The sequence below is a fragment of the Streptomyces liliiviolaceus genome, from assembly GCF_018070025.1.
In the GTDB taxonomy this organism is placed as follows: domain Bacteria; phylum Actinomycetota; class Actinomycetes; order Streptomycetales; family Streptomycetaceae; genus Streptomyces; species Streptomyces liliiviolaceus.
This window is the reverse complement of the sequence record NZ_JAGPYQ010000002.1, coordinates 96,896-109,716: the sequence shown is the minus strand read 5'-3', so window position 1 is coordinate 109,716 and position 12,821 is coordinate 96,896. Positions and strand designations below refer to the sequence as shown.

General features: G+C 71.7%; 13 protein-coding genes. 5 read left to right on the top strand and 8 right to left on the bottom strand.

Going from position 1 to position 12,821, the window contains the following annotated elements; translation table 11 throughout:
- Positions 1-21: 21 nt before the first annotated feature.
- The 3 genes from J8N05_RS36265 to J8N05_RS36255 are packed head-to-tail and all read right to left on the bottom strand — an operon-like array spanning position 22 to position 3,078.
- Positions 22-1,530: a tripartite tricarboxylate transporter permease gene (locus J8N05_RS36265; protein WP_210890734.1), complete on the bottom strand. Its 1,509-nt coding sequence runs from the start codon at positions 1,528-1,530 to the stop codon at positions 22-24.
- A gap of 1 nt (position 1,531) precedes the next feature.
- Positions 1,532-2,098 carry a tripartite tricarboxylate transporter TctB family protein gene (locus tag J8N05_RS36260; protein WP_383947909.1) on the bottom strand — a complete coding sequence of 189 codons (567 nt, stop codon included), beginning with the start codon at positions 2,096-2,098 and terminating at the stop codon, positions 1,532-1,534.
- Complete coding sequence (locus J8N05_RS36255; protein WP_210890732.1) at positions 2,095-3,078, bottom strand: Bug family tripartite tricarboxylate transporter substrate binding protein; 984 nt, start codon at positions 3,076-3,078, stop codon at positions 2,095-2,097. Before J8N05_RS36255 ends, J8N05_RS36260 begins: the two co-directional genes overlap by 4 nt.
- 307 nt (positions 3,079-3,385) lie before the next feature.
- Here J8N05_RS36255 and J8N05_RS36250 point away from each other — a divergent pair, with 307 nt between their 5' ends.
- Positions 3,386-5,164, top strand: a complete 1,779-nt coding sequence (locus tag J8N05_RS36250; RefSeq protein ID WP_210890730.1) for a sensor histidine kinase — start codon at positions 3,386-3,388, stop codon at positions 5,162-5,164.
- A gap of 200 nt (positions 5,165-5,364) precedes the next feature.
- Complete coding sequence (locus tag J8N05_RS36245; protein WP_247706988.1) at positions 5,365-6,057, top strand: response regulator; 693 nt, start codon at positions 5,365-5,367, stop codon at positions 6,055-6,057.
- A 96-nt stretch (positions 6,058-6,153) separates the two neighbouring features.
- Here the strand turns inward: J8N05_RS36245 and J8N05_RS48010 are convergent, their stop codons facing one another.
- Positions 6,154-6,714: an NUDIX domain-containing protein gene (locus tag J8N05_RS48010; protein ID WP_210890725.1), complete on the bottom strand. Its 561-nt coding sequence runs from the start codon at positions 6,712-6,714 to the stop codon at positions 6,154-6,156.
- Positions 6,715-6,783: 69 nt separating this feature from the next.
- Positions 6,784-7,563 carry a DeoR/GlpR family DNA-binding transcription regulator gene (locus J8N05_RS36235; RefSeq protein ID WP_210890723.1) on the bottom strand — a complete coding sequence of 260 codons (780 nt, stop codon included), beginning with the start codon at positions 7,561-7,563 and terminating at the stop codon, positions 6,784-6,786.
- Between the two features lie 207 nt (positions 7,564-7,770).
- On the opposite strand from J8N05_RS36235, the gene J8N05_RS36230 reads away from it, so the two are divergent.
- Together J8N05_RS36230 and J8N05_RS36225 are read left to right on the top strand one after the other, a co-directional pair.
- Positions 7,771-8,649, top strand: coding sequence for an SIS domain-containing protein (locus J8N05_RS36230; protein ID WP_210890721.1), 879 nt, complete (start codon positions 7,771-7,773; stop codon positions 8,647-8,649).
- Between the two features lie 37 nt (positions 8,650-8,686).
- Entirely contained in the window at positions 8,687-9,541 is an 855-nt protein-coding gene (locus J8N05_RS36225) for a ketose-bisphosphate aldolase (protein WP_210890719.1), read from the top strand.
- Positions 9,542-9,587: 46 nt separating this feature from the next.
- Here J8N05_RS36225 and J8N05_RS36220 read toward each other — a convergent pair whose 3' ends face one another.
- Positions 9,588-9,884, bottom strand: a complete 297-nt coding sequence (locus J8N05_RS36220) for a hypothetical protein (RefSeq protein ID WP_210890717.1) — start codon at positions 9,882-9,884, stop codon at positions 9,588-9,590.
- The gene (locus J8N05_RS36215; RefSeq protein WP_210890715.1) at positions 9,881-10,723 is read right to left on the bottom strand and encodes a phytanoyl-CoA dioxygenase family protein; all 843 of its coding nucleotides are present in this window, start codon (positions 10,721-10,723) and stop codon (positions 9,881-9,883) included. Before J8N05_RS36215 ends, J8N05_RS36220 begins: the two co-directional genes overlap by 4 nt.
- Before the next feature lie 70 nt (positions 10,724-10,793).
- On the opposite strand from J8N05_RS36215, the gene J8N05_RS36210 reads away from it, so the two are divergent.
- Positions 10,794-11,582, top strand: coding sequence for an AraC family transcriptional regulator (locus J8N05_RS36210; RefSeq protein ID WP_210890713.1), 789 nt, complete (start codon positions 10,794-10,796; stop codon positions 11,580-11,582).
- Here the strand turns inward: J8N05_RS36210 and J8N05_RS36205 are convergent.
- Positions 11,563-12,729 (bottom strand): methyltransferase, encoded by a 1,167-nt coding sequence (locus J8N05_RS36205; RefSeq protein WP_247706828.1) that lies wholly within the window; start codon positions 12,727-12,729, stop codon positions 11,563-11,565. The two genes, J8N05_RS36210 and J8N05_RS36205, sit on opposite strands and share 20 nt — an antisense overlap.
- Between the last annotated feature and the right edge of the window lie 92 nt (positions 12,730-12,821).

Below are 12,821 nucleotides of genomic sequence, written 5' to 3'. Positions count from 1 at the left end.
CAATGGCCATAGAAAAGGCAACTACTTTGCGGCCGGTTCAGGCCTCGCGCGGACGCGGGCCGCGAGTTTCCGCAGCAGGGGCCAGATCAGCAGCAGGGCCGTCACGGCGTACACGGTCACCGCGAACGGCGTGTTGACCAGCCCCGACACGCTGCCGTCGCTGATCTGCAGGGCGCGTCTGAGCTGTTGCTCGGCGTTGGGACCGAGGATGACGCCGATGACGGCGGGCAGCACCGGCAGACCGTACCGCCGCATGCCGAAACCGATCAGGCCGATGATCAGCAGGATCACCAGGTCGATGACCTCGCCGCCGACCGCGTACGCGCCGACCGCCGCGAAGAACAGGATTCCCGCGTACAGGTACGGGCGCGGGATGCGCAGCAGTTTCGCCCAGACCGGGGCCAGCGGGAGGTTGAGGGCGAGCAGCAGGACCATGCCGACGAAGAGGGAGGCGATCAGGCCCCACACCAGGTCCGGCTCGCGCTCGAAGAGGAGCGGGCCCGGCTGGATGCCGTACTGCTGGAACGCCGCCAGCATCACGGCCGCGACCGCCGTCGTCGGCAGGCCGAGCGTCAGCATGGACACCAGCGTGCCCGCCGCGGAGGCCGACGCCGCCGACTCCGGCCCAGCCACCCCCTCGATCGCGCCCTTGCCCCAGTCGTCCTTGTGCTTCGACAGCCGCTTCTCCGTGGCGTACGACAGGAACGTGGGGATCTCCGCGCCGCCCGCCGGGATCGCCCCGAAGGGGAAGCCGATCAGCGGTCCGCGCAGCCACGACTTCCAGGTCCGTCGCACGTCGTCGCGGCCCAGCCAGGGCCGGCCCACCGGGATCGGCTTGCCCGTGCTGCGCCGCAGATGAGCCGCCACCCACAGGGCCTCGCCGATCGCGAACAGGCCGACCGCCACGATCACCACGTCGATGCCGTCAGCCAGTTGCAGCGACCCGAACGTGAGGCGCTGCTGGCCGGTCATCTGGTCCAGGCCCACCAGGCCCAGGGTCAGGCCGATGAGCAGGGACGCGAGCCCTCTGATCCGGGACGAGCCCAGCACCGACGTCACCGCGATGAACGCCAGGACCATGATGGCGAAGTAGTCCGGCGCGCCGATGTCCACCGCCAGGTCCGCGACCGTCGGGGCGAGCGCGACCAGCAGGAGCGTACCGATCAGGCCGCCCGCGAAGTGGCCGATGGCGGCGGCCGCGAGCGCCTGCGCGCCCCGCCCCGCCTTCGCCATCGGGTTGCCCTCCATGGCCGCGACCACGGCGGCGCTCTCACCGGGCGTGTTGAGCAGGATCGAGGTGGTCGAACCGCCGAACATCGCCCCGTAGTAGATCCCCGCGAACATGATGAACGCGCCGATCGGTTCGAGTCCGTACGTCACCGGCAGCAGCAGGGCCACGGCCATCGCGGGCCCGATGCCGGGCAGCACACCGATGGCGGTGCCGAGCAGCACACCGAGGGCGGCCCACAGCAGATTGACCGGTGTGAGGGCCGTACCGAAGCCGTCCATCAGGGAGTTGAGGGCGTCCATGTCACAGCACTCCCATCAGCGGGCCGCCCGGCAGCGGTACCCCGAGCAGATTGTTGAAGACGGCGTACGTGATCAGGGAGAGGACAGCCGCGATCAGCGGGTCCTTGTCGAGCCGGCGGCTGCCCAGCGCGAAGGCGGCGCCCCAGAAGAGGAGGGCGCCCGCGACGGGGAAGCCCAGCGGTTCGATGAGGACGGCCGAGCCGAGGAACACCCCGGCGAGCAGCAGCACCGTACGCCAGTCGGCCGGTTCGGACAGGTCGACGTCCTCGCCGCCCTCCGCCTCGCCGTGGCCGCCGCGCAGGACGTCGACGGCGAGCAGCGCGGCGATCACGAGCAGCCCGACGCCGACCACGATCGGGACGGTCTTCGGTCCGACGGGGCCGCGCTGGGTGATGTCGACGTCCATCGTGAGCGCGTCGGTCAGCACGAGCACGCCCAGCGCCAGCAGCAGGACGCAGACGCCGAGTTCGGAGTGCTCCCGCAGCCAGGCGCGGCGCGTGTCCGAGGACGTCGGGGGTGTCGGCGGGGTGGGCGGCGTCCCGGGGACGTCGGTGGTCTGCGTCGTCACAGTCCCAGCTCCTTCAGCACGGACACCACGCGCTTGTCCTGGGCGTCCAGGAAGTCGCCGAACTTCGCACCGGTCAGGAAGGCGTCGTCCCAGCCGTTGGTCTCCAGGGACTTCTGCCACTCGGGTGAGTCGTGCAGCTCCTGGACGAGGCGTACGAGCTTGTCGCGTTCGGCGTCGGACAGGCCCGGCGGGGCCACGATGCCGCGCCAGTTGGTGAAGTCCACGTCGTAGCCGGACTCCTTCAGGGTGGGCGCGTCCAGCTCGTCGACCCGCTCGGGTCCGGTGACCGCGAGCACCCGCAGCTCGCCTGCCTTGATCTGGTCGAGGTACTCGCCGACGCCGGACACCCCGAAGGCGACCTTGTTGCCGAGGATCGACGCGAGCAGCTCGCCGCCGCCGTCGAAGGGGATGTAGTTGACGTCCTTCGGGGCGATCCCCGCGGCCTTCGCCATCAGCATCGGCGCGAGATGGTCGGGCCCGCCGGGCGAGGAACCGCCGCCCACGGGCAGCTTGCCGGGATTCGCCTTCCAGGCGCCCACCAGCTGCTCGACCGACTCGTACGGGGAGTCCTTGGAGACCACGACGACGTCCTGCTCCTCGGTGAGCCGGGCGATCGGGGTGGTGTCTGCGAGGGTCTTGGGCGCGTCGTTGGAGCGCACCGCGCCCACCACACCGAGACCCATCGACATGGCGAGCTTGCCGTTGCCGTGCTCGCTCACCAGCCGGCTCAGCCCGACGGTGCCACCGGCGCCCGGCAGGTTGAACACCTCGATGTTGTGGGTGAGTTCGGCGTCCTCGGCGTTCTTCGCCGCCGTACGGGCGGTGATGTCGTAGCCGCCGCCGGGCGTGTTGGGGACCATGAAGCGCAGACCGGGAATCTGGGTGCCGGTCTCGGCACCACTGCCCGTGGTGAGCAGCGGAGGTCCCACGAGCACGAGCACGGCGGCCCCGAACAGGGCGAGGGGAGTGCTCAGGCGCACGGATTCCACCACCTGTACATGAGATGCGGGGGAGGGGCGTCCCCGTACTGGAGCCGGGGGGATACGGGGACGCCCTGGAATGGGGGGGGAGGGTGACGTGGGCCACATCCTGCCCGTGCGCCGGGAGTCTGTCTCTCTTGCGGAACCAACGGAGGTTGTGGTCTTTGTGTCAGCCCCGGTCCTCTCCCTTTTCCCGGCCGTCGGCGGACGCCATGATGGTGCGACCCGGCAGCCGAGCCGAGCCGAGCCGTTCAGTGCCGTGTCAGTGCCGTGTCAGCGCCGTTCAGCACGAGAGATTGAGTCCGTCGTGGTCGCCGCCTTCCGTCGCCAGACCCTCGCGGGCGAGATGCTGGTGCTGCAGCTCGGCATCGTCGTGGTGGTGCTGGTGGCCGTCGCGGCACTCTCCCTCAGACAGTCGGAGCTGACCTTCACCCGCGTCGAGGGCCGCCGGGTCATGGCCCTCGCCGAGCAGCTGGCCGCGAACCCCCTGACCCGCAGCCAGCTGATGCAGCCCGCGCCGCAGCAGGCCCTCGCCCCGCTGGTGAACTCCACACAGACCCAGTCCGGGGTCACCTCGGTGACGGTCGCCGACGCCGAAGGCCGGATCGTCAGCTCCACCGATCCCACGGCGGTCGGCGGCCGGCTCCCCCTCGGCGAGGGGGTCTCCGAGGGGCGCGGCTGGTCCGGACCGATGACGCTGGACGGCAGCCACGAACTCGTGGCCCAGGTGCCGGTCCTCGGCGCGACGCAGGAGAACCTCGGACAGCCGCTGGGTACGGTGATGATCGGCGAGGCGGACCCGACGGTGTGGCAGCGCCTCAGCGGGGCGTCCTCGTACCTCTTCGCCTATCTGGGCATCGCCAGCGGGCTCGGCCTGATCGGCTCCTGGCTGCTGGCCCGGCGCGTCAAACGGCAGACGCTCGGCCTCGAACCCCGCGAGATCGCCGGCCTCGCCGAGCACCGGGAGGCGATGCTGTACGGGATCGCCGAGGGCGTGATCGCCCTGGACCCGCAGCACCGGCTCACGCTCGCCAACGACATGGCGCGGCGCCTGCTCGCCCTTCCCGCGGACTGCGTGGGCCGCAGCCTCACCGAACTCGGCATCGAGGGACGACTGCGGGACGTCCTGGCGGGGGACCGGGAGGGCGCGGCGGGCCCGGGGAGCGGGCTCGGCGACCGCGGCGACCGCGGCGACGGTGACGATGGTGGGGACGATGGTGGGGAACGCGACGAGGTCGTCGTCCTGCACGGCAGGGTGCTGGTGATGAACCGGATGACCGTCACCAAGGACGGCCGCCCGCTCGGCTCGGTCACCACGCTGCGGGACCGTACCGAACTGGCGCGGCTGGAGAGGGAGATCGGATCCTTCCGCAGCTCCTCGGAGCTGCTGCGCGCGCAGGCCCATGAGTTCGCCAACCAGCTGCACACCATCTCGGGGCTGATCCAGATCGGTGAACAGGACGAAGTCGTGCGCTATATAAGGGGGTTGAATCAGCGCCGCCAGTCGCTGGACGTCACCCTCAGCCGCCGTGTCCGCGACACCGCGGTCGCCGCCCTGCTGATGGCGAAGTCCTCCCTGGCCGCCGAACGGAAGGTCAGCCTGCGCATCTCGGACGCGACCGCCCTCGACCGGCTCACCCCGGAGGACGCCGCCGACGTGGCGACGGTGGTCGGCAACCTCGTCGACAACGCCGTGGACGCCGCGTCCGTCGCGGCGGCGGGCCGTGATCCCCATGGCCGTGACCCCCATGGCCGTGAGGGACCCCACGGTCGTGAGGGGCCCGACGGCCACGAGGCCTGGGTCGAGGTCGAACTGCGGCAGGATGCCTCCAGCGTGGAGATCGTGGTCCGCGACTCGGGTCCCGGCGTCGCTCCCGAACTCGCCCGGGAGGTCTTCTCGCACGGCTTCACCACCAAGGCCGCCCAGGAGGGCGAACGCGGGATCGGCCTGGCGCTCACCCGGCTGGTCTGCGAGCGTCACGGTGGAGAGATCTCGGTGACCAACACCCCCGACGGGGCGATGTTCACCGCACGCATGACCGTCAGCCACCTCACCGACGCGGTGGCGGAAGGAGCGACACGATGAACGGGGCGCCCGGTGGGGCAGACACGACCGCGACGACGGACACGACCGCGACGGCGGACGCGTCCGGCACGACAGACGCGTCCGGCACAGCCGACGCGGCCGACGCGTCCGGCACGGCCGAGAGAGCCGGCGGATCCGACGTATCTGACGGATCCGATGGATCCGACTCGATCGACGTCCTCGTGGTCGACGACGACTTCATGGTGGCCCGGGTCCACCGCGCCTTCGTCGACCGTGTCGAGCCGTTCCGGGTCGTGGGCGTCGCCAGCACTGGCGAACAGGCCGCCCGCGCGGTCGACGAACTGCACCCCGACCTCGTCCTGCTCGACCTGTATCTGCCGGACGTCTTCGGGCTCGACGTGATCCCCCGGCTGCGTACCGCGGGACACGACTGCGACGTCATGGTCATCAGCGCGGCACGGGAGACCGACGCGGTCCGTGGCGCTGTCCGGCACGGCGTGGTCGACTACCTGCTCAAACCGTTCGAGTTCGAGGACCTGCGGGCCCGGCTTGAGCGGTACGCGCTCCAGCGCGGCCGGGTGCTCGCCACCGTCGTGCACGGCCAGGCCGATGTCGACCGGGTGCTGGCCGGAGCGACCGCACCCGCATCCGCATCCGCGCCCGCCACCCTGCCCAAGGGCCTGAGCGTGGAGACGGCCGCGCTGATCGAACGCACCCTGAGAACCGCGCAGGACACCCTGTCCGCCGCCGAGTGCGCGACCCGGGCCGGCATCTCCCGCGTCAGCGCCCGCCGCTATCTGGAGCACTTCCACTCCATCGGCAACGCCGAGGTGACCCTGCGCTACGGAGCGGCCGGCCGCCCCGAGCGCCGCTACCGCTTCCGCGGACACGGGCAGGGGGTCCGACGGCCAGGTGACGAGGCGCGGGCCTGAAACCACTTGGCGGTGTCGTGCGTGACGGCACCGATGACGATCGCGACCGCCACACGTGGAGAAAGTCGGTGCAGGACACGTCCCGCCCCGTCCGGCCTATCGGTGTGCGGTGTCGTCCTCCAGAGCCACGGCCAGCACGAGCGCGGCACTCGCCGCGCAGTCGATCCTGCCGTCCCGGACCGCCGACAGGGCCGCCGTCAAAGAAACATGACGGATCTTCAGGTCCGTCTCGAAGGGATCCGGGGCGGGCGCCCCCGGCGTGAGTCCGGTCGCCCGCCACAGATGGACCCGGGCGGGTGTCAGGGCTGGCAGGGGCTGCGGCGCACCCCGTTTCGACCAGTCGCCGCCGAAGTAGCCGGTCTCCTCGGCGAGTTCACGGCGGGCGGCCGTGCCGCTGTCCTCGTCGCCGGGCTCCACGGACCCGCCCGGAAGCTGCCACATGGGCCCGCTTAGGTAGTGGTACTGCTCGACGACCAGGAGGCATCCGTCCACCAGCGCGGCCACCCGCACCTGGTCCGCCACGTCCACCCAGTCGTAGTGCCCCGCTCGTCCGTCCGGCAGCGTGACCTCGTCCCGGTACGCGGTCAGATGCGGGGCGGCGTGCACCCGCGTCCGGCTGTGCCGTAGCCAGGGTCCCCGGTGTTCGTTGTCGTCCATGGCCGGTGTCCGCCCCCTCGTGCCGAGTTCATCGTTCCGCCGTCCGGTGACGCCATCCTCCTCGGGCTCTCACACCCTGACGACCCCGACGCCCGCCTCCTCGAAGCGCTCCACCGTCTCCTCGTCCGCCGCCGCGTCCGTGACCAGCGTGTCCACCGAGCCTGCCGGGCAGATGCGGGCGAAGGCCCGCTGGCCCAGCTTGCTGGAGTCGGCGGCGACGATCACCCGGTCGGCGCGCTCGCACAGCAGGCGGTTGATCGCGGCCTCCGCCTCGTCGGTCGCCGCGGCGCCATGGGTGGCGTCGAAGGCGACCACGCCGAGCACGGCCACGTCGAGGGAGATCTGACCCAGCACACCGTCGGCGAGCGGCCCGACCAGCTCGTACGACTGCGGCCGGGCGACGCCACCGGTCAGCACGATCTTGAACTGGGGGCGTACGACCAGTTCGCCGGCGATGTTGAGGGCGTTCGTGACGACGGTCAGGGCCGGGGAGCCGGTGGCGAGGTCGCCGTGCACGGCCAGGGCGCGGGCCACCTCCGTGGTGGTCGTGCCGCCTGTCAGGCCCACCACCTCGCCGGGGGCCACGAGATCCGCCACGGCCTTCGCGATGCGCTGCTTCTCCGAGGCGCGGCGGGCGGTCTTGTAGCGCAGGGGCAGCTCGTACGACACCCCGTGCACGACCGCGCCGCCCCGGGTGCGTACGAGCATCTGCTGTTCCGCGAGCTGGTCGAAGTCGCGCCGGATCGTCGCGGCCGACACCGCCAGGTCGGCCGCCGCCTCCTCGACGTCGAGCCGGCCGCGCTCGACGAGCAGTTCCAGCAGTGCCTGCCAGCGGGCGTCGCGCGACATCCGCACTCTCCGTCCATCGATGTCCATCGACCGTCACAGGGGCCGTCACAGGGATCGTCACAGGGGTCGTGACAGGGACCGTTCACGACCGTTCTCCGATCGTGCGGCGACTTTAACGCACATCGTTCACCGTGGAATGCTTGATTGTGCTCGAAAGCTCGCTATATCTTGCACGAACAAGCATTTCATCCATCGGGAGGCCGCGGCGTGAGCCATGTCGAGAACGAACTGAAGTCCCAGCCCGAGTGCTGGGCGCGGGCCGCCGGGGAGGCCGCGGAGCACGCGGCCGTGCTGCCCGCGCCGGGTGAGCGCGTCGCGCTGGTCGGCTGCGGCACCTCGTGGTTCATGGCGCAGGCCGTCGCCGCCCTGCGCGAGCAGGCCGGGCAGGGCGAGACCGACGCCTTCGCCGCGTCCGAGTTCCCGTACGGCCGCCCGTACGACCGGGTGGTCGCGCTGACCCGCTCCGGCACCACCACGGAGGTGCTCGACCTGCTCGGCCGGCTCAAGGGGAGCACCCGCACGGTGGCGATCACCGCCGATCCGCGAACTCCCGTGATGGAAGCGGCCGATGACGTCGTCGTCCTCGAATACGCCGACGAGAAGTCGGTCGTGCAGACGCGGTTCGCGACCACCGCGCTCACCCTGCTGCGCGCCCACCTCGGCCTGCACACCGACGCCGTGGTCGCCGACGCCCGCACCGCGCTGGCCGAGCCGCTGCCCGAAGGGCTCGTCGACTGCACCCAGTTCACGTTCCTGGGGCGAGGCTGGAGCGTCGGGCTCGCGAACGAGGCCGGGCTCAAGATGCGCGAAGCGTCCCTGGCGTGGACCGAGGCCTACCCGGCGATGGAGTACCGGCACGGCCCGATCAGCGTCACCACCGCCGGCACCGCGACCTGGATGCTGGGCGAGGCGCCCGACGGGCTGGCCCAACAGGTCCGCGACACCGGGGCGTTGTGGGTGGCGGGCGGCCTCGACCCGCTCGCCGAACTCGTCCGCGCCCAGCGCCTCGCCGTGGCCGTCGCCGCCGCCCGGGGGCTCGACCCCGACGAGCCCCGCCACCTCACGCGCTCGGTCGTCCTCGGCTGATCCGCCACCACACCCGCCGCACCCTGAAGGACGGTCCATGCCCCTCGTAGCAGCCGGTGAGCTGGTCTCCCGGGCGGCCGCCGCCCGGACCGCCGTCGCCGCGTTCAACGTCATCACCCTGGAACACGTCGAGGCCGTCGTCGCGGGCGCCGAGGCGGCGAACGCCCCCGTCATCCTCCAAGTCAGCGAGAACGCGGTGAAGTTCCGCCACGGGCGGCTGCTCCCGCTGGCCCGCGCCGCGGTCGCCACGGCCGAACAGGCCGCCGTGCCCGTCGCGTTGCACCTCGACCATGTGCAGAGCGGTGAACTGCTCCGGCAGGCGGCGGACGCCGGTTTCGGTTCCGTCATGTACGACGCCGCCCATCTGCCCTATGCCGAGAACCTCGCCGCGACCCGGGCCGCCGCGGACTGGGCACATGCCCAAGGTCTGTGGATCGAGGCCGAGTTGGGCGAGGTCGGCGGCAAGGCGGGGCAGCCCGCCTTGGACGCCCACGCGGCGGGGGCCCGTACGGACCCGGCCGAGGCCCGCTCCTTCGTCGCCGACGCGGGTGTGGACGCCCTGGCCGTGGCCGTCGGCAGCACGCACGCCATGACCACCCGCACCGCCGCCCTCGACCACGACCTCCTCAAGCGACTCACCGCCGCCCTCGACGTACCGCTCGTCCTGCACGGCTCGTCCGGTGTCCCGGACGCCGAGCTGAGGGCGGCCGTCACCGGCGGCATCGCCAAGGTGAACGTCGGCACCGCCCTGAACATCGCGATGACGGACGCGATCAGACGGTTCCTGACCGAGCACCCCGAGGCGGTGGACTCACGCAAATACCTGCTGGTGGCACGTGAGGCCATGGCGGAGGCGGTGACCCGGATCATCGGCGTCCTCGACGCCCGCTGACCTCCTCAACCGCCCGCGGACCCGTCCGCCGGACCGGCCGGGGGCCTCACCCGCCCGTCGGCCCGTCCGGCGGCAGGTCGACGAGCTTCTCGAAGAAGAACTCGTGCTTGAGGAAGGACACGTCGTACTCGCCGCCCGGGTACGGCGGGATCAACTGGGCCGCCTGGAACAGCCGCCAGCCGTCCCGCAGCGCCTCCACGCCCGACGCGTACGGCGGCACGTCACCGTCCCCGGTGGTGGGCGACGTGCGGCCCGTACCGTCGTACACCGACCAGCCGACCACCGGGGAGTCCAGCGCCGACGTGCCCAGATAGAGGACCAGCACCTGCTGACGGACGCTCATACGGCGTCCTCCTCGGGGCGGTTGGAGACACGGGTGACCCAGTGCTCCAGGTCGAAGGACGCGTCGCCCGTGAGCGAGCGCCACAGCAGCACACGGTTGTACAGCTCAAGACGGCCGGTGGCGGGCTCGTACCAGGGGAACGTCGTCGAGAGTTCCGCGGCCACCCGGGGATCGGCTAGGTCGGAGGTGTCCCACAGCCGGCGCTGCCGTACCGCCGGGTTGAAGCGGATCTTGAACATGTACCGGATGCCGTCGCTGTCGTTGCGCCGCCCGCCGTGCCAGAGGCCGTGGTGCAGAAACACCACGGTGCCCGCCGGGCAGACCAGCCGTGACTGGCCGAGCAGGTTCTGGTAGCGGCCGGTGTCCGACTCGTTCGTACGCCGCAGATGGCTGCCCGGCACGCTCAGGGTGCCGCCCATGTCCAGGGTCACGTCCTGCGGGTAGTACATCAGCTGGACGTCGAAGGCGTCCGTGCGGACGTCGATGATCGCGTCGCCGTGCAGCGGCTGGGCCGACCCCTCGTGGGGCTCGCGCACGTGCACCGCGTGATGGTCGACGAGCGGGCCGGGCCCGACGAGACCGCGCAGCACCCCGGCCACCGCCGGGACATCGAGCAACCGTCGTACGAAGGAGCCCTCGGGATAGGCGTCCGCCACGGCGCTGCCGTACGGCACGTCGGGTACGCCGCGTGCGAGGAAGCCGATCGCCTCGGCGTTCAGCCCGGCCGGGACCGCCGCGTCCAGGCGCAGCGAGCCGTGGGCCACGAAACGGGCCATCCGGACCGAGTCCAGCAGGGGACGGTGTTCGAGGTCTTCCGGAGAACGCTCGGGATGCGTCATGCGCCGACCGTACGGAGCCGGGCCCGCCGCGCGCGTTGGTCCGTTTCACCACCGCTGGTATTTTTTCACCATGCTGGAGACGAGCATCCACCTGGGCGAGCCGCCCGTCGTGGTCAACGCGGGCGTCGGTGTGCACGGCGTCGCGAGCCGCACGGACGTCTTCCGGCTGCCCGAGCTGTGGCAGCTGCACCTGTACCAGTACGAGGCCGAGCTGACCGTCGACGGCACACCGCACCTCATCCGCCCCGGCCGGGTCGGCCTCGTCCCGCCGGGCGCGACCGTCCGCTACCGCTACCGGGGCCGCTCGGAACACCTGTACGCACACCTGCGCGTCGCCGCCGCCGGAGAACCGCGGACCGTGCCGGTACTGCAGGACGCCGGAGCCGAACTCCCCCTGCTCACCGAGCTGTTGCTCCAGGCGGTGGCCTCCGCGCCGAACGAGCCCGAGCGCACCAGGGCCGAGATCTGGACCGTGCTGTGGCGTATCGCCCGGCTGGCCCCGGCCGCCGCACGGCCCGGCCCGCATCCGGCCGTCACCGCCGCCATGGCGTACATCGAGGGCCGTCTCGCCACCCCGCTCACCGTGCCCACGGTGGCCCGCGCCGCGGGTGTCTCGCACAACCACCTGACCCGGCTCTTCCGCGTCACGACCGGCGCCACCGTGGTCGCGTACATCCGCCGCCGCAGGCTCGACCGCGCCCGGCATCTGCTGCGGGCCTCGACCCTGTCCATCCCGGCGGTCGCCGCGTCGGTCGGCATCCCCGACCTGCAGGCCTTCAACAAGGCCTGCCGACGCGAACTCGGCGCATCGCCGCGCGCCCTGCGCGGCGGGACCGGTGCTACCGCGGCGCCTGCTTGACGGCCTTCAGGACCACGAACTTCGCGTCGCTCGCGACCAGTTCGCTGTTGCCGAAGAGACGCCGCAGCTTCACGTGATAGCCCAGATGGCGATTGCCGACCACCCACAGCTCCCCGCCCGGCCGCAGCGCGCGGCGCGCCCCGACGAACATCCGCCACGCCGTGGCGTCGGTGGTCGCCTGGTGCGAGTGGAAGGGCGGGTTGGTCAGGACCAGGTCGACGCTGTCCTCCGGGACACCGTTCAGACCGTCGTCGACCCGGAACTCCGCCTTGCCGTGCTCGGCCGTGTCGTCGGTGTTCACCCGGTACGTCGCCTCCGCCGAGGCCACCGCCTGGTACGACTCGTCGACGAACAGCACCTCGGAGTCCGGCCGCGCCAGTGCCACGGCCGTACCGACGACGCCGTTCCCGCAGCCCAGGTCCACGACACGCCCGGACCCGTGCCCGTACGGCAGGTGCCGCAGGAAGAACCTGGTGCCGATGTCCAGGCGCTCGGCGCAGAAGACGCCCGCCTCGTTGACGACCGTGCGGCCGGATACGGGGCCGATGCCGTCGGGCAGCGTGTAGCTGAGCGGCCAGGGGTTCGCCGACGGCACGATCCCGGGGTTCGGCGTGCAGAAGATCAGCCGGGCCTTCTTCTCGGCCAGCGACGTCCGGGTCGGTCCGATGATCCGCTCGAACAGCTTGAGCGTCGAGGTGTGGATCTCCTTGACCATGCCGGTGCCGACGACGACCGTCCCCTCGTGCACGGAGGGCGCCAGCCGCAGCAGCTGGTCCTCCAGCAGCGCGAGGCTCTTCGGGACGCGCACCAGCAGCACGTCGACGCGCTCGGGCACCGCGTCCTGCGTGGTGAGAAGGCGTACGGACCCGTCGTCGGCGCCGTTGCGCGCCAGATTGGCGCGGGTCGCCTCCCGGGTGAGGAACGAGTCGGTGATCTGCGCCGGCGCATGCGCCCGCAGGGCCGTGGTGAGGGCACCCCAGCGGTCACCGACCACGACGACCGTGCCGTCGAGCGACCGGCCGCTGTCGGCGAGATGCCTCAGCAGGTACTCGTCGGAGGCGTCCCACGCACGGAGCTGGTCACGGGAGTCCTCGGGGAAGCGCGCCAGCATCAGCTCGGCCGAGGGGGTCGTCATACGGTCGGTCATCGGGACCAGGCTAACTGAGGCGCAGCTCAGGGACGCCCGACGGCCACGCGAGGGTACGGCGGGAGCGTGCGCGGACCCTGCGCGAGGATGGG